10 protein-coding genes and 1 pseudogene are annotated in these 17,239 nt (G+C 58.5%); 7 read left to right on the forward strand and 4 right to left on the reverse strand.

Annotated elements, in window-relative coordinates; translation table 11 throughout:
* Window positions 1-58: 58 nt before the first annotated feature.
* The 3 genes from glnS to nagE all read right to left on the reverse strand — a co-directional run bounded on the left by glnS (window position 59) and on the right by nagE (window position 6,339).
* Window positions 59-1,720 carry a glutamine--tRNA ligase gene (gene glnS / locus A9G06_RS07005; RefSeq protein ID WP_069554708.1) on the reverse strand — a complete coding sequence of 554 codons (1,662 nt, stop codon included), beginning with the start codon at window positions 1,718-1,720 and terminating at the stop codon, window positions 59-61.
* 355 nt (window positions 1,721-2,075) lie between these two features.
* Window positions 2,076-4,739, reverse strand: coding sequence for a beta-N-acetylhexosaminidase (locus tag A9G06_RS07010; protein WP_069554709.1), 2,664 nt, complete (start codon window positions 4,737-4,739; stop codon window positions 2,076-2,078).
* Between the two features lie 121 nt (window positions 4,740-4,860).
* Window positions 4,861-6,339 (reverse strand): N-acetylglucosamine-specific PTS transporter subunit IIBC, encoded by a 1,479-nt coding sequence (gene nagE / locus A9G06_RS07015; RefSeq protein WP_043818489.1) that lies wholly within the window; start codon window positions 6,337-6,339, stop codon window positions 4,861-4,863.
* Between the two features lie 273 nt (window positions 6,340-6,612).
* On the opposite strand from nagE, the gene nagB reads away from it, so the two are divergent.
* The 3 genes from nagB to A9G06_RS07030 are packed head-to-tail and all read left to right on the forward strand — an operon-like array spanning window position 6,613 to window position 9,787.
* Window positions 6,613-7,413, forward strand: a complete 801-nt coding sequence (gene nagB / locus A9G06_RS07020; protein WP_005334308.1) for a glucosamine-6-phosphate deaminase — start codon at window positions 6,613-6,615, stop codon at window positions 7,411-7,413.
* Between the two features lie 9 nt (window positions 7,414-7,422).
* Complete coding sequence (gene nagA / locus A9G06_RS07025; RefSeq protein ID WP_069554710.1) at window positions 7,423-8,568, forward strand: N-acetylglucosamine-6-phosphate deacetylase; 1,146 nt, start codon at window positions 7,423-7,425, stop codon at window positions 8,566-8,568.
* Window positions 8,569-8,572: 4 nt separating this feature from the next.
* Window positions 8,573-9,787 carry an ROK family protein gene (locus A9G06_RS07030; protein WP_005334312.1) on the forward strand — a complete coding sequence of 405 codons (1,215 nt, stop codon included), beginning with the start codon at window positions 8,573-8,575 and terminating at the stop codon, window positions 9,785-9,787.
* A 71-nt stretch (window positions 9,788-9,858) separates the two neighbouring features.
* Here the strand turns inward: A9G06_RS07030 and A9G06_RS07035 are convergent.
* A pseudogene (locus A9G06_RS07035) lies at window positions 9,859-11,475 on the reverse strand (phosphoethanolamine transferase).
* A 230-nt stretch (window positions 11,476-11,705) separates the two neighbouring features.
* Between A9G06_RS07035 and A9G06_RS07040 the strand changes: the two are divergent.
* From A9G06_RS07040 to A9G06_RS07055, 4 genes are all read left to right on the forward strand, one after another.
* On the forward strand, window positions 11,706-12,941 hold the full coding sequence (locus A9G06_RS07040) for an HD-GYP domain-containing protein (RefSeq protein ID WP_058056006.1): 1,236 nt from the start codon (window positions 11,706-11,708) through the stop codon (window positions 12,939-12,941).
* Between the two features lie 353 nt (window positions 12,942-13,294).
* Complete coding sequence (locus tag A9G06_RS07045) at window positions 13,295-14,965, forward strand: sensor histidine kinase (RefSeq protein ID WP_069554711.1); 1,671 nt, start codon at window positions 13,295-13,297, stop codon at window positions 14,963-14,965.
* Window positions 14,962-15,666 carry a two-component system response regulator BtsR gene (gene btsR / locus A9G06_RS07050; RefSeq protein ID WP_069554712.1) on the forward strand — a complete coding sequence of 235 codons (705 nt, stop codon included), beginning with the start codon at window positions 14,962-14,964 and terminating at the stop codon, window positions 15,664-15,666. The genes A9G06_RS07045 and btsR overlap by 4 nt, the downstream gene beginning before the upstream one ends.
* A gap of 140 nt (window positions 15,667-15,806) precedes the next feature.
* Window positions 15,807-17,228, forward strand: a complete 1,422-nt coding sequence (locus A9G06_RS07055) for a carbon starvation protein A (RefSeq protein ID WP_069554713.1) — start codon at window positions 15,807-15,809, stop codon at window positions 17,226-17,228.
* The last annotated feature ends 11 nt before the right edge of the window (window positions 17,229-17,239 follow it).

Consider the following 17,239-nt stretch of genomic DNA (forward strand, 5'->3'; position numbering starts at 1 on the left):
TAGACACCGGCGCAGGCCGTGGCATCGCACAGGGCAGGGTCTCCCCTGCCCCATCGGCTTAGCCTTCTACCTTGCCCCAGGAGTCGCGCAGGGCAACGGTGCGGTTGAACACCAGATGCTCCGGGCTGGAGAGCTTGTTGTCGGCGCAGAAGTAACCTTCACGCTCGAACTGGTAAGCCTGCTCCGGCTTGGCGTCCTTCAGGGAAGCCTCGACACGGGCCCCCTCGATAATCACCAGGGATTCCGGATTCAGCGCGGCTTCGAAGTCATCCTCGGCGCCCGGGTTCGGCACCTTGAACAGACGATCGTAGAGACGCACTTCCGCTGGCAGGGAGTGAGTGGCGCTGACCCAGTGGATCACCCCTTTCACCTTGCGGCCATCGGCCGGATCCTTGCCCAAGGTCTCGGGGTCGTAGGAGCAGTAGATGCAGGTGACCTTGCCATCGGCATCTTTCTCGATGCGCTCGGCCTTGATCACATAGGCATTGCGCAGACGCACTTCCTTGCCCAGCACCAGACGCTTGAACTGCTTGTTCGCCTCTTCTTTGAAGTCCGCTTCGTCGATGAAGATTTCGCGGGTGAAGTTCAGCTCGCGGGTACCCATCTCGGCATTGCTCGGGTGGGCCGGGGCAGTCAGCACTTCGTCGGCAGCCAGGTTCTCGATAACCACTTTCACCGGATGCAGCACGGCCATGGCACGCGGCGCATTCTCGTTGAGGTCTTCACGGATGCAGGCTTCCAGCATGCTCATCTCGACGATGTTGTCCTGCTTGGTGACGCCGATGCGCTTGCAGAACTCGCGGATGGAGGCCGGGGTGTAACCACGACGACGCAGACCGGAGACGGTCAGCATGCGCGGGTCGTCCCAACCATCAACGTGCTTCTCGGTCACCAGCAGGTTCAGCTTGCGCTTGGACATGACGGTGTATTCGAGGTTCAGACGAGAGAACTCGTACTGACGGGGGTGGCAATCGATGGTGATGTTGTCCAGCACCCAGTCGTACAGACGACGGTTGTCCTGGAACTCCAGGGTACAGATGGAGTGGGTGATCCCTTCCAGCGCGTCCGAGATGCAGTGGGTGAAGTCATACATCGGGTAGATGCACCACTTGTCACCGGTCTGGTGGTGGTGGGCAAACTTGATGCGGTAGATAACCGGATCTCGCATCACCATGAAGGGAGATGCCATGTCGATCTTGGCGCGCAGGCAGGCAGTGCCTTCGGCGAACTCGCCGTTCTTCATCTTGGCAAATAGCGCCAGGTTCTCTTCCACGCTGCGATCGCGGAACGGGCTGTTCTTGCCAGCTTCAGTCAGGGTGCCACGGTACTCGCGCATCTGCTCGGGCGTCAGCTCGTCCACATAGGCCAGACCCTTTTCAATCAGCTCGATGGCGTAGCCGTGCAGCTTGTCGAAATAGTCGGAGGAGTAGCAGATCTCGCCGTTCCACTGGAAGCCGAGCCACTGTACGTCCTGCTTGATGGACTCTACGTACTCGATATCTTCCTTCACCGGGTTGGTGTCATCGAAACGCAGGTTACACTGGCCCTGATAGTCGCGGGCGATGCCGAAGTTCAGGCAGATGGATTTGGCGTGGCCGATATGGAGATAACCGTTCGGCTCGGGCGGAAAACGGGTATGCACGCTGCTGTGCTTACCGCTGGCCAGATCTTCATCAATGATCTGACGAATAAAGTTAGTTGGGCTGTTCGCCTGACTCATGGCTCACCTCAAAAAAGCGTCACTGGCGGAAGTTGTGCCGGCTGGCACCCTCATCCCCCCGCCGTCAAGCCGGGTATGATCCCTTATTACGGGCGCTGTCTCAACCTGAATTTGGCACTTCCTGGCCATTTCCCGGCCATTGCACCGCTAAAAACGGCGTGGCTTGGCACATTGCACACCAAATGCATAAAAAAGCCCCGCACGAGGCGGGGCTGAAAGTGATGAAAAACACAAAACAGACAATTACACACAACAAAGGCTCACACGCACAGTCAACCTTTCCCAAACCCGATGCGCCATCGCCCTTGGGAAAGGCGGGTCTTGCGACCCACCTGATGTTAACGGTTGACGGCTATCAGTTCAGTTCGGTGACGCGGCTGGTGCGCTTGCCATCGAAGCTGGTGGTACGCAGGTAGACCTTGCCATTCACGCTCGGCTTGGCCGCGGCGTCATAGGCACTCCAGTTGGTACCGTCCAGGCTGTACTGGATGGGCAGACCCGGCAGATCCACGTTCGCTTCCAGCACACCGTTCACTACCTTGGCACCCGGTACGGAGAGGCGGTATTCAACACCGGCCTGATCCAGTTTCGGCAGCACGCGCTGACCCAGTACGTTGGCAAACTGGTTCCACTCTTTGTTGAGGGTGGCCTTGTTGACGAACTTGGTCTCGCCGGAGAACTCACGACCCTTCACATAGTTCAGCTCGAAGCCACCTTTGTGCCAGGCACGCTCGGCCACGGAGAAGATACGCGGGTAGACCATGTACTCATACTGAGCATCGGTACGCACGGTTTCACTCCACTGCTGACCGGAGATCCCCTTGAACTTGACCGGATCCTGGTCACCCTTGGCCACGAAGGCGTTGCCATCGCGGTCAACCGAGGTCTCGGCGTTCTGCGGCAGGTTTTCCGGGGCGAAGGCAAACACCTTGCGGGTGTCGTTGAAACGGGTTGCCCAGTAGTAGCCACGCTCGGCCGGGTGTACTTCGTTCGGGAAGTCGAAGTAGAGGTAATCCGGGTTGGACAGCACCACTTGGTAACCCTTGTGGGCCCACTTCATCGCTTCGTTGAAGCCACCCCAGTAGAGGGTTTCCCAGAAGTTGACACGGGTGTTGTCGGTGGCGAAGTCCTTGGCACCGCTGGCGTACTTCAGACCATCTTCCCACGCCTGCAGGGTAGAGAAGCCGCGGTCTTTGACCATCTGGCCCACTTCCTTGGCGAAGTAAACCGGCAGCTCGCCCACTTCCTTGATCTTGCCTTCATCGATCATCTTCTGGCACATCGGGGACTTGCCAAACGGCTTGTCCTGCTTGCTGGAGTCGACGTTGCCTTTCCAGGCGACCAGCTCTTCTTTCTTGGTGACGGCCGGATCCTGATAGCCACCGCCCTGCATGATGTTCTTCGCCTCATCACCACCGTAGTGCCATGCGGTCAGCGGCTGACCGGCGGCCTGATGCATCTGGGCAACTTCATCCATTACCTTGGCCACGAAGGTGGCAGCACCTGGCTGGCAAGGGTTGATGAAGGACATCTTGTCGTAGAACTGGACGGAGGTGACGTTGGAGGTGTCAGCCGGATCAGTCAGACGGAACTGGTTGGCCTCCGCTTCTTTGCCTTCCGCCATCAGACGCTTGTAGCGCGCTTCCATGGAGACCACGGCAGCACGGGCGTGAGCCGGCATGTTGATCTCGGGGATCACGGTCACACCGCGGGCCTTGGCATAACGCACCAGATCCACGTAGTCAGACTTGCTGTAGAAACCGGAACCCTGGTTGTCGCTGGTCGGGCCGGAACCCAGTTGCGGCATCAGGCACTTGGTTTCGGACTCGTCGTGGCAACGCTGGCTACCGACCAGGGTCAGCTCCGGCAGACCCGGGATCTCCAGACGCCAGCCTTCATCGTTGGTCAGGCCAAGGTGCAGCACGTTGAGCTTCATGGCAGACATCTGGTCAACCAGCTTCTTCATGGTATCCAGACTGCGGAAGTGGCGGGCCACGTCGGTCTGCATGCCACGATATTCAAAGCGCGGCGCATCCTCGACGGTCATCGGGCTCACCAGCTTGTCATCAACACCCAGCAGGGAGATCAGGGATTGTGCACCCCAGAATGCCCCGTCGATGTCGCGGCCCTGGATCACTGTGCCCTTCTGACCGATGGTCATGTCATAGCCTTCGGCGTGCTTGAGTTTGCTGCCGAGCTTGATGGTCACCGGATAGCCGGTGTCGGAGAGGGTAACACCCAGCTTGGTCAGTTGAGCCTTCAGGGCCTCGGCGCGATCGCTCGGCAGATCCAGGGCATTGAGTTTGATGGTAGAGAAGTCAACCTGCGGGCCCGCTTTGACTACCTGCTTCATCGGAGTCGGCAGGATCTGGTTGTCAATCTTGCCAGCCGGCAGCAGGGTGCTGGTCTGGTTGGCCGCGAAACGGGTCTCGCTGTTCATCAGGATGTTCTTGTCATCCTTGGTACGCTTCCAGCCATCAGCGGGCATCGGCTTCTCGTAGGTGCTGGCATCATTGATGTTGCTCATGCTGGCCAGTACTTTCGGCTCGGCACCTTCGCTGGCGACATACCAGTTCGGCATGATGTCAGATTCGAACAGTACCCAGTATTCCACCACCAGCGGCACTTCGACCGTGGCATCCTTGGCAAAGCCCTGGAACTTCTCGGTTGGCGTCAAACGATAGAGATCGCCGGTCAGGTGAGTGATGGTGAACTGGTCGTTATCCACACGCTGGATACGACGGATGGAGGAAACGTAGATGCTCCAGTCTTTGGAGGTCACGTCCGCACCGGTATTGGTCAGGTGCAGCTTGGCAACACCACAGCTCGCCCACTCGGAACCGAGCGCCTGGCAATCGAGGCCGGCACCGGCACCGTCGTTGGTGACCACTTCATACTTGACCACCAGGTTGTTGGCGAGGGAGTCGACCACGGCCTGCTTGGCGGCATCGGCTGCCTGGACCTGGCTGACAAAAACGGTAGACATGGCAATGGCTAACAGAGAATGTTTCAAGTTCATAACTGCTGCTCTCATTTGAAGTAAAGGTTGGATTTTCTTGGCTTTTTTATATGGGGCCCCTGAGCGGGGCCCTTAGTTATGTCAACAATGGACTTAGACTTGAGGTGAGCGAGTCGCTCGATTAACGCAGTGCTTTCATCTCACCGGCGATGATTTCGGCCAATGGGCCCAGAATCACCTGCAGGTTCTGCTCACCGAGTTTGACCACACCGGCCGCACCCAGGGCTTTCAGCTTGCGCTCATCGACGATGCTGCGGTCTTTCAGAGTCAGACGCAGACGGGTGATGCAGGCATCGATGGAGACCAGGTTCTCTTGACCACCCAGCACTTCCAGGTATTGCTTGGCCAGCTCGGTACGGTTGGTAGATTGAGCGGCAGCCGGAGCAGTATCTTCGTCATCTTCACGACCCGGGGTTTTCAGGTTCAGCTTGGCAATCACTACGCGGAACACTGTGTAGTAGAGGCCGAAGAAGACCAGACCCTGAGGGATCAGCATGTACCAGTTGGTCGCCAGCGGGTTACGGCTGGAGAGCACCATATCCACCAGACCGGCACTGAAACCGAAACCGGCCATCCACTGCATGGAGGCAGCGATGAACACGGAGATACCGGTCAGTACGGCGTGGATGACATACAGTACCGGCGCCACGAACATGAAGGAGAACTCGAGCGGCTCGGTTACACCAGTGAAGAAGGAGGCAAAGGCAGCTGCGATCATGATGGAGGCAACTTTCTCTTTGTTCTCTTTCTTGGCGGAGTGGTAGATGGCCAGCGCAGCACCCGGCAGACCGAACATCATGATGGGGAAGAAGCCAGCCTGGTACATACCGACCACGCCTTTCACCTGATCCAGGCTCTTGCCAGCGGCCAGAGCGGCATCGATGGTAGCCTGACCACCCAGGAAGTTCGGGATGTCGTTGATACCGGCCACGTTGAACCAGAACACGGAGTTCAGGGCATGGTGCAGACCGATCGGGATCAGCAGACGGTTGAAGAAAGCGTAGATACCGGCACCGGTAGAGCCCAGGCTCACGATGGACTCACCGAAGGAGACCAGACCACCGTAGATTGCCGGCCATACGGCCATCAGGATGAAGGATACGACGATCATCACCACGGAGGTTACGATCGGTACCAGACGACGACCGGAGAAGAAGGAGAGTGCCTTGTGCAGCTCGACGCTGCTGAAGCGGTTGTACAGCTCAGCGGCGATAACACCACACAGGATACCCACGAACTGGTTGCTGATCTTGGCAAACGCGGCAGGAACCTGCTCCACCGGGATGCTCTTGATCTGGGCCACAGCGCCCGGGCTCAGCAGGGTGGTAACGACCAGGAAGCCGACCAGACCTGCCAGAGCAGCAGAACCGTCTTTATCCTTGGACATACCGTAGGCGACACCGACTGCGAACAGTACGGACATGTTATCGATAATGGCTGCGCCCGCTTTAATCAGGAAGGCAGCCAGCGCACTGTCACCACCCCAACCATTCGGGTCAATCCAGTAGCCAACCCCCATCAGGATCGCTGCGGCAGGCAATACCGCTACCGGCACCATCAGGGCACGGCCGATCTTTTGCAAATAACCGAGAATGTTCACGGTTCCTCTCCTTAGTTAATGTTTTTCTAGAAATTAAGTGCTTATCACGTTTGACGCATAAGCCATCAAGGCTTGATTGGCAGTCTAGGGCTTTTATTTCGCTGCGCAAATTAATAAACCGATAATCGTGATCGTTATCACCCAAACAAGATAAAGGTGGTGGATAGATGTGGCTTAGTTCGCAATCTTTATTTACGCTATAAAACAACTTGAATCCGTCTTAGCCAATTGCCACCGCCAAACCGGTCGCAACCCGACACAGAGGTATCCCATATGCGCCTGATCCCGTTGAAATCTGCCAGCCAAGTAGGCCTGTGGTCTGCTCGTTACATCGTTGACCGCATCAACGCGTTCAAGCCGACCAGCGATCGCCCTTTCGTACTGGGCCTGCCCACCGGTGGCACCCCGCTCAACACCTACAAGCGCCTGATCGAGTTGCACAAAGCCGGTGAAGTGAGCTTCCAGAACGTGGTCACCTTCAACATGGACGAGTACGTCGGCCTGCCGGAAGATCACCCGGAGAGCTACCACAGCTTCATGCACAACAACTTCTTCAGCCACATCGACATTCGTCCCGAGAACATCAACATCCTCAACGGCAATGCCGAGGATCTGGTGGCCGAGTGCAAGCGCTACGAAGACAAGATCAAGTCCTACGGCAAGATCCACCTGTTCATGGGTGGCGTGGGTAACGACGGCCACATCGCATTCAACGAGCCGGCCTCTTCCCTCTCCTCCCGCACCCGGGTCAAGACCCTGACCGAAGACACCCGTATCGCCAACTCCCGCTTCTTCGGTGGCGACATGGAGCAGGTGCCCAAACTGGCCCTGACCGTGGGTGTCGGCACCCTGATGGATGCGGAAGAGATCATGATCCTGGTCACCGGTCACGGCAAGGCACTGGCCCTGCAGGCCGCCGTAGAAGGCAGCGTCAACCACATGTGGACCATCTCCACCCTGCAACTGCATCCGAAGGGAATGATGGTGTGCGACGAGCCCTCTACCATGGAGCTCAAGGTCAAGACCGTTCGCTACTTCCAGCAGCTGGAAGCCGCCAACATCGGCCGTCTGTAAGGAGTCGTCATGTACGCATTGACCAACTGCACCCTCTACACCGGCAGCTGCGTGCTGACCGGCTACGGGGTGCTTATCGAGGGCGACAAGATTGTCGCCATCTCTCACCAGGCCGAACTGCCTGCGGGCATCGAGCAGATTGACCTCAAAGGCGCCAACCTGACTGCCGGTTTTATCGACGTGCAGCTCAACGGCTGTGGCGGTGTGATGTTCAACACTGACATTACGGTCGAGACCCTGGCGACCATGCAGGCGGCCAACCTCAAATCCGGTACCACCAGCTTCCTGCCGACCCTGATCACCAGTCCGGATGCGGATATGAAGCAGGCCGTTGCGGTGACCCGTGACTACATGGCGGCACACCCCAACGAGGTGCTGGGCGTCCATCTGGAAGGGCCTTACACCAACCTCAAGCGCAAGGGGATCCACCCTGCCGCGCAAATTCGCCAGCCAGCGGACGAGATGCTCGACTTCTTCTGCGCCAACGCGGATGCCATCACCAAGATCACCCTTGCTCCGGAGCGCAACGAGCCGGCCCATATCCGCCGTCTGGTGGAAGCGGGCATTCTGGTCTCGGCCGGTCACACTGCCGCCAGTTACGATCAGGCCATGGCCGGGTTCGATAACGGTATTCGCTTTGCGACCCACCTCTACAACGCCATGACCCCTACTCTCAACGGTCGCGAGCCGGGCGTGGTGGGTGCCATCTATGATCGCAAGGATGTCTATGCGGGCATCATCGTCGATGGCCACCATGTGCACTGGGCCAACGTGCGTCTGGCTCACAAGGTGCTGGGGGAGCGACTGGTGCTGGTCACCGATGCCACCGCAGCAGCCGGAGCGCCGGAAGGCTTTGAGAAATTTGATTTTTGTGGCACCACCGTCTTTTTACGCGATGGTCAGTGTGTCGACGAGAATGGTACACTCGGCGGTTCCTCCCTCACCATGATTGAGGGGGTGGAAAATCTGGTCAAGCAGGTCGGATTACCGCTCGATGAAGCACTGAGAATGGCCAGCCTCTACCCCGCTCGCGCCATTGGATGGGACTCACGTCTCGGTAGTATCCAGGTCGGTAAAGTAGCCAACCTCACTGTCTTCGATCAGGACTTCACGGTCCGTGGGACCGTGGTTAACGGACACTACACACAACAGTGACATCATGACTGGCGGACAAATAGCAAACGTAGATCTTATCAAGCAGGTCAACAGTGCAGCCGTGTATCGGCTCATCGACCTGCAAGGCCCCATCTCCCGGGTCAAGATTGCCGAGTTGAGTCAGCTGGCCCCGGCCAGCGTGACCAAAATAACCCGGCAACTGATCGAGCATGGCCTGATCAAGGAGACCTCTCCGCAAGCCTCAACCGGCGGGCGGCGTGCCATCTCCCTGACCACCATCAAACATCGCTTTCAGTTTGTCTCTGCCAAGCTGGGCCGCGGCTACCTGCAACTGAGTCTCTATGACCTCGATGGCAAGGAGCTCGACCAGCACGTCATTCAGGTGACCGAGATCGACCAGCAACCCGTGGTCGACATGCTGCTGCGGGAGATTGGCGCCTTTATCGATGCCAACCGCGAACGCTGTCGCAACCTCATCAGCATCGCGCTGACCATGCCGGGTCTGGTCAACCCGGAATCCGGCATGGTCATCTACACCCCCAAGTACCAGATCCGCAATCTGGGACTGGCGAAGCTGCTTGAGAACCACTTCAACCTCCCCTGCTATGTGGGCAACGACACCCGCTCGCTGGCGCTGGCCGAACACTTCTTCGGCGAGTCCCGCGACTGCATGGACTCCATTCTGGTGAGCGTCCACCAGGGGACGGGCTCGGGGATCATCACCAAGGGTCAGGTGTTCCTCGGCCAGAACCGCAACGTCGGCGAGATCGGCCACATCCAGGTCGAGCCCCTCGGCAAGCGCTGCCACTGTGGCAACTTCGGCTGCCTCGAAACCATCGCCTCCAACGAAGCGATCATCGACAAGGTGAAGGAGCTCATCAGCCGCGGTCACCAGAGCGCGCTGCAAGAGAAGCACATCACCATTCAGGAGGTGTGCAAGGCGGCACTGGCAGGTGATGAGCTGGCCCGCAGCGTGATCGAGAACGTGGGTGAGCATCTGGGACGAGCGGTGGCTATTACGGTCAACCTGTTCAACCCGCAGAAGGTGCTGATCGCCGGTGAAATCACCGCCGCCGAAGAGATCCTCTTCCCGGCCATCCGTCGCTGCGTCGAGCATCAATCCCTGCCGAGCTTCCACCGTGGCCTGCCCATCGTGAAAGCCCGCTTCCAGAACCAGCCGACCTATGGCGGCTTTGCACTGGTCAAGCGCGCCCTGCTGGAGGGAGATCTGCTGCAGATCATCATGGAGCAGAAGTAAGGCACTGACCTTGCGAGATAACAAAACGGCAGCCAGTGGCTGCCGTTTTCTATTGTGTGCTTGCTGGCGGTTTAGCCCGCCCGACATGGCTTGAACAGATCCAGCCTGTTGTCGTAAACACTCGTCTGCACATCCATGATCCCCAGCATGGAGTGGAACAGGTTATCGTGGGAGAAACGCTGGCTGCTCGCCTCCGCCGCCAGGCAACCCATATCCAGCTGGCGATCGGCCTGTAACTGGGGCGAGAACCAGGTCAGCAGCGGCACCCGGGTCTGATCATCCGGCGCAAACTTGTATGGCGTGCCGTGCAGATAGAGCCCCATGGCCCCGAGGGATTCGCCGTGATCGGAGAGATAGACCAGTCCCACATCGTACTGGCTCTCCAGCGACTTGAGCTTGTCTATCAGCAGCCCCACCACCTTGTCGGTGTAACGGATGGTGTTGTCATAGGTATTGACCAGCTCTTCGTTGCTGCAGTTTTCAATGTCGCTGCGCGGGCAGTCCGGCATAAAGGCGCGCTCGCTGGCGGGATAACGGCGAAAATAGGTCGGGCCATGGCTGCCCATCAGGTGAAAAGCCACCAACTTGTTGCCCTTCATGCCTGCAATCTGCTGATCCAGCCCCTCCAGCAACACCTCGTCATAGCAGGACTCCCCCTGACAGAGCGCAGGAAAGGATTTGGGGAGGATCTCGATGGTCGGCACATTGCGGCACACCCCTTTGCAACCGCCATCGTTCTCTTTCCACAATACCGAGACTCCAGCATGTTGCAGCACATCGAGCAGGCCGTCACGGGAGCTGGCAAGCTGATCATCGTAACCGCGACGGGTGAGGTTGGAGAACATGCAGGGCGCCGAGACGGCGGTGGCCGTGCCGCAGGAGCGCACATCCCTGAACGACCCCCCCCCTGCTCTTTGGCCGTAAAGCTGTTGGTCGCCTTGCCATACCCGTTAAGGGAGTAGTTCTGGCTGCGCGCCGTCTCACCCACCACCAGGAACATCAAAGTCGGCTTGCTTCCCCGCGCCACCACCCTGGCATCTGTCCCCAGATGCTGGTAGGGGATCGGCGTGGCAAACAGCACATCCCGCCCATATTTGTAGAGGCCGTGCACATAGTTGGCGGGCACAATCTCTTTGGCCAGCGACTTGTTGTTGCGCCCGACCGAGGCGTAATCCTGATAGTAAAGTGACGCAACTCCCCCGATAAACAGCAGAGAGATAGCCAGTGCACCAGCCCGCCACGCCAACCCCTGATACCAGCGAGCCGGATAGCGGATCCGCAGCGACCAGAGCACCAGGACAGGCAGCAGCCCGGTCAGCAGAAACCAGAGCGCAACCGAGCCATTCAAATAGGCCCCCGCCTCACCACTGTTGGTCTCCACTATGTTCTGAATCATGCCAGCATCAAAGATGACGCCGTATTTGAGCATGGCGTAGCTGACGATGGAGCCAGTCAGAATGAGCACGGTAAAAAAGGGCTTGAGCACAAACCGGAACGTGAAGGGAATAAACACGGCATTGAGCGCCGCGATCAGCACCAGCGGGATCGAGATGGCAAATCCGGCTTTGACATGGGTCATGGGTGCTGAGCACCGTATAGAAATGCAAAAAGATTGGCCAGTTCAGTACCAGGGCGAAAAAGAGCACCAGCAACAGATTGGTCTGCAGTACACCGAGGGTTACACGCATAAACAACTCCTACATACCGGCCTGCAGCGCAGCGGGCCGGCCAAGCCAACAAAAACGACGGGGCCAGCGTAGGAAGTAAAACTTAAGCGCGAATTAAGAGGAGAAGCACGGCGCTCGTGCGCCCCATCACAGCACGGGGCGCTCCGTGGCCCCGAAATGGATTTTTAGTTGTCTATCCATCGGATTTTGCTAGCTTGTTGAGTAGGCATTCATGAAATGCAGGTTAACCGATGGCACTGATCCAAGCCTCGATAGAGCAATTGAGAGTAGGCCACTATATCCATCTCCCCACGGGATGGACTAACCACCCGTTTATGTTCAATACCTTCAAGATCAAGGATCAGCAGCAACTCGACATTCTCCGTCATCTTGATCTCACCCTGCTGATGGTCGACCCCGACAAGAGCGATCTGCCCATCGAGCCGCTGCTGCGCGGCGATATCCCGGATGCCGGGCCTGATCTTGATGAGCTGGAAGAGCTGATTGCCTCGGGCCCGCCCCCCTTTGACGAAAAGGCCTTTCGCCGCTCCATGCGCGCCGCTGACAAAGCCTTTGGCCAATCCATGAGCGAGCTGCGTGATGCACTCGGGGCACTCAACCTCAAACCGGATGAAGGGCTGGCCAATACCGCCCAGATTGTCCGCAATGCCGCCTTCACCCTCAGTCAGCATGAAGGGCCTCTCGGGCTCCACCTTATTCGCAGCCCCCACACCGATATCCTGCTGCAACACAGCCTCAATGTGGCTTTTATTGCCATGCTGATGGCCCGCGAACTCGGCATGAACCCCATCGAGATTGAGGAGACGGGACTTGCGGGACTTATCCACGACATCGGCGAGCTGAAAATCCCGAGCCAGATCACCCAAAAACGCGGGGATCTCAGCAAGGCCGAGCAGAACTTCCTCAATATGCATCCCCAGTACGGGCTGGAGATGCTGACCCAGCTCAACGCCTTTGAACCGAAAATCCGTCAGGTCGCCCATCTGCACCACGAGCGGCTCGACGGCAGCGGTTATCCGCTCGGGATCAAGGGCGGGGAGATCCCGCCGCTGGCCCGATTGATCGGGCTGGTCGACTTCTACGACGAGCTGCTCCATCCCCGCAACAGCGGTAACCCGGCCGCGCCGAGTCAGGCCATCAGCCAGCTCTACAAGTTATCCCAGAAGAAGTTCGACCAGAATCTGGTCAAGTTGCTGGTCAAGGTGCTGGGGGTCTATCCGCCGGGATCACTGGTGAAACTCTCGGACGAGAGCATTGCGCTGGTGCTCTCCACCGAGCCCACCATGCCCCTCAAACCGAAGATCCTGCCCTATATCAAGGCCCAGCGGCCGGAAGCCGTCGCCATGATCGATCTGCGGGAAGATGAACGCACCATCACTGCTTTTATCAAACAGGAAGAGCTCGATGAGGGACAACGGCAGTTCTTCAACCTGACCCGCCGCTTCTGCTACTACTTTGCATTCTGAGTTATCCCCAGAAGCTGGGGATAACTCATTGGACAAACCGGAATAATTGCTCAAACCCCCATCAGAAGGTTGCCGACTGACCATGTATAAAAAACGCCCAGCCAAGGGGCTGGGCGGAGCATGCCACCTCCGTGTGGCGTATCCAGCGGATACATTCATGCTCCATCCATCAATATCAACCCGCTGCCGCTTACACAAATATCAATTTAACATGCTGATTTAATATGGTTTTATCCACTTGTTCTGGCAAACTGACGGCCCGTTGCGCCCAGTTGGGCCAACAGAACAAGATCCTGATCACACTTATTCACGGGCTGGCTATTTTTTCAGCTGGCTTATGAGGAGCGTTTTTTATGCAGTTGGTCCTCTCCTTGCTGCAACAGATGAGCGTCAGCCTGGTGATCGCCTATCTCTTCTCGAAAAGCCCACTGCTGCGCCCGCTTGCCAACTATTCCGTGAGACTACCTCACAAGATACTGATATACATCATCTTTTCCAGCTTTTGTATCCTCGGCACCTATGTGGGCCTCGATATCGACGATGCCATCGCCAACACCCGGGCGGTCGGCGCCGTCTTGGGGGGATTATTGGGGGGGCCGCTGGTGGGCTTTCTGGTGGGGCTGACCGGCGGCCTGCACCGCTATACGCTGGGAGGATTTACCGATCTCGCCTGCGCCATCTCCACCACCTGCGAGGGGTTGCTCGGGGGCATAGTGCACTGGCGACTGATGCGCTCGGGACGAACGGATGCCCTGTTTGAACCGCGTATCGCCTTCTTTACCACCCTCTACGCCGAGATCATGCAGATGGTCATCATCCTGCTGGTGGCGGCCCCGTTCGACAAATCCCTGCTGCTGGTGCGCACCATCGCCACCCCGATGATTCTGGCCAACTCCTGCGGCGCGGCGCTCTTTATCAGCATGATCCGCGACCAGCAGCGGATGTATGAGAAGTTCTCCCGGGTCTTCTCCGCCAAGGCGCTCAATATCGCCAACCGCACAGTGGGGATCATGAGTCAGGGCTTTACCCCGGAGGCGAGCAACAAGATTGCCCGCATCATTCAGCAGGAGACCGGCGTGGGGGCGGTCGCCATCACGGACACCGAGCAGATCCTCGCCTTTATCGGCACCGGCGAAGACCACCATCTGCCGGGCACCCCCATTGCATCGGCTATCACCATGAAGGCTATCGCCCAGAACAAGGTGCTGTTTGCCGATGGCAACAGCCAGCCCTATCGCTGCAGCCTCTCCTCCGCATGCCAGCTGGGTTCGGTGCTGGTGATCCCGCTGCAGGGGGACAAAGGAGTGATCGGCACCATCAAGCTCTACGAGCCGAAGAAGCGGCTGTTTCTCAAGATCAACCACACCCTGGGGGAAGGGATTGCCAACCTGCTGTCACAGCAGTTGCTGGCCGGTCGGCTGGAGCAGCATCAGCGACTGCTGGTGCAGTCCGAACTCAAGCTGATCCAGGCCCAGATCAACCCCCACTTTCTATTCAACACCCTCAACACCATCAGTGCCATCACCCGGCGCGATCCGGACAAGGCGCGGGATCTGCTGCTGCATCTGTCGCTGTTCTTTCGCAAGAACCTCAAACGCCAGAGCGGCCTTGCGACCCTGCAGGAGGAGCAGGAGCACTGCCAATCCTATCTGGAGATCGAGCTTGCCCGCTTTGGCGATCGGCTGACGGTGATAAACGAGATCCCGCCCCAGCTGGCCACACTGCGACTGCCCAGCTTCACCCTGCAACCGCTGATCGAGAATGCCATCAAGCACGGCATCTCGACCCTGCTGGAGCAGGGGCGCATTCGCCTCTGGACCGATGAGCATCCCGCCAGCGTCACCATCCATGTGGAAGATAATGCAGGCACCTGGCAAGCGCACCCCGCTGGCGACGGCCTGGGCATGACCATTGTCGATCGGCGACTGAAAAGCGCCTTTGGCGAGCGCTATGGCGTGACTATCGCCTGCGAGCCTGAGCAGTGGACCCGGGTCTCGTTCACCATCCCCAAGGAGCTACCATGATCCGCACCCTTATAGTCGATGACGAACACTACGCCCGCGAAGAGCTGAGGCAGCAGCTGGCTTGCGATCCTGCCATCGAGATCGTGGGGGAAGCGGCCAACGCCATCGAGGCGCTGCCGCTTATTCAGCGCCTCAAGCCTGATGTGGTGTTCCTCGATATCCAGATGCCCAAGCTGAGCGGCATGGAGCTGGTCGCCATGCTCGACCCCCTGCCCCGGATCGTCTTTGTCACCGCCTTTGACGAATATGCCATTCAGGCCTTTGAAGAGAACGCCTTCGACTACCTGCTCAAGCCGGTGGAGCCTGCCCGGCTCGCCAAGACGCTGGCTCGCCTCAAGCAGGATATCTCCCCGCAGCCTATCGAGCGGCTGGCCCCGACTATCGAACATATTCCGGGCTATCTGCACAATCGGGTCAGGCTGCTGCCCATAGTGCAGGTGGAGTATGCCTTTTCCGATCTGGGCGGGGTCCATGTGGCCTGTCAGGGGGAGCTGTTCCACACCCAGCTCACCCTCAAATCGCTGGAAGAAAAAAGCCCGCTGCTGCGCTGCCACCGCCAGTATCTGGTCTCCCCCAACGCCATCTTCGAGATCCGGCTGCTGGATAACCAGCTGGCAGAGATTGTCACCCCGAGCGGCGCCCGGGTGCCGGTTAGTCGTCGCTATCTCAAGGAGCTCAAAGATCAGTTGGGACTGGACTGAGCCGCGGAGTGTGCGCCTGATCACAGCCGCCGACCGCTCGGCGCGCCAAAGCGCCGCTCGGGGAGTTTCACCTGCCAGTCAGGCGCAACCGTTTTAGACTCGCTCTGCACACTAAAAAATAACAATGCAGGAGCGTAGCAATGATCTGGTTCTTCCTCTGTGTCGGCTTACTTGTGGCCGGCTACTTCATATACGGCAAATTCATCGAACGGATATTTGGCCCGAAACCCGAGCTGAAAACCCCCGCCATCACCATGGCTGACGGGGTGGACTATGTCCCCATGTCGGACAAGAAAGTCTATCTGGTTCAACTGCTCAACATCGCAGGTGTCGGCCCCATCTTCGGCCCCATCCTGGGCGCCCTCTACGGCCCGGTCGCCATGCTGTGGATCGTCTTTGGCTGCATCTTCGCCGGTGCGGTACATGACTATTTCTCCGGCATGCTGTCGGTACGCGCCAAGGGTGCCTCGGTGCCAACCGTGGTGGGTGAGCATCTGGGCACCGCCGCCAAGCACTTCATGAACCTGTTTGCCGTGGTGCTGCTGATGCTGGTGGGCGTGGTATTTGTGCTGAGCCCGGCAGGGCTGCTCGCCAACCTCACCTCCACCGATCTGGTCTACTGGATCGTGGCAATCTTTGCCTACTACATCCTCGCGACCATAGTGCCCATCGACAAGATCATCGGTCGCTTCTACCCCATCTTCGGCGCCCTGCTGGTCTTCATGTCGGTCGGCCTCATCGTTGGCCTGATCGCCTCCGGCAAAGGCTTCTACAACACCGGGATGGACTTCTCCAACCTGCACCCGACCGAGCTGCCGCTCTGGCCGCTGCTCTTCATCACCATCGCCTGTGGCGCGGTATCAGGCTTCCACGCCACCCAGTCACCACTGATGGCGCGCTGCATGCAGAACGAAAAATCTGGCCGTTTCATCTTCTACGGTGCAATGATCGGTGAAGGGATCATCGCCCTGATCTGGTGCACCCTGGGTCTCTCCTTCTACGACAGCACCGAAGCACTCAACGCCACCATGGCCAACGGCGGCCCGGCAGCCGTGGTACACGAAGTCTCCACCAGCCTGCTCGGCACCGTGGGCGGCATTCTGGCCATCCTCGGCGTGGTGATCCTGCCCATCACCTCCGGTGACACCGCGTTTCGCAGCGCTCGCCTGATCGTGGCGGACTTCCTGAAGATGACCCAGAAGCCGTTGATGAAGCGTCTGCTGATCGCCATCCCCATGTTTATCCTTGGCTTCATCATCTCCAAGGCCGAGTTCGGGGTGATCTGGCGCTACTTCGGCTGGGCCAACCAGACCACCGCCGTCATCATGCTGTGGGCTGCGGCTGCCTACCTCATCAAAGAGGGCAAGCTGCACTGGATCTGTACCATTCCCGCCATGTTCATGACTGCTGTCGTGATCACCTATCTGGCCAACGCCCCCATCGGGTTCGGGCTGGAGATGGGGACCTCCACCATCATCGGCCTTACTGCAACGGCAGCCATTACCGTGGCCTTCCTGATGAAGTTCCGCCAGCCGCTGGTCAGCAGTACCAGCGAAGGGTAAAACAGCAAAAA

It is taken from the genome of Aeromonas sp. DNP9 (genome assembly GCF_001728955.1).
In the GTDB taxonomy this organism is placed as follows: domain Bacteria; phylum Pseudomonadota; class Gammaproteobacteria; order Enterobacterales; family Aeromonadaceae; genus Aeromonas; species Aeromonas veronii.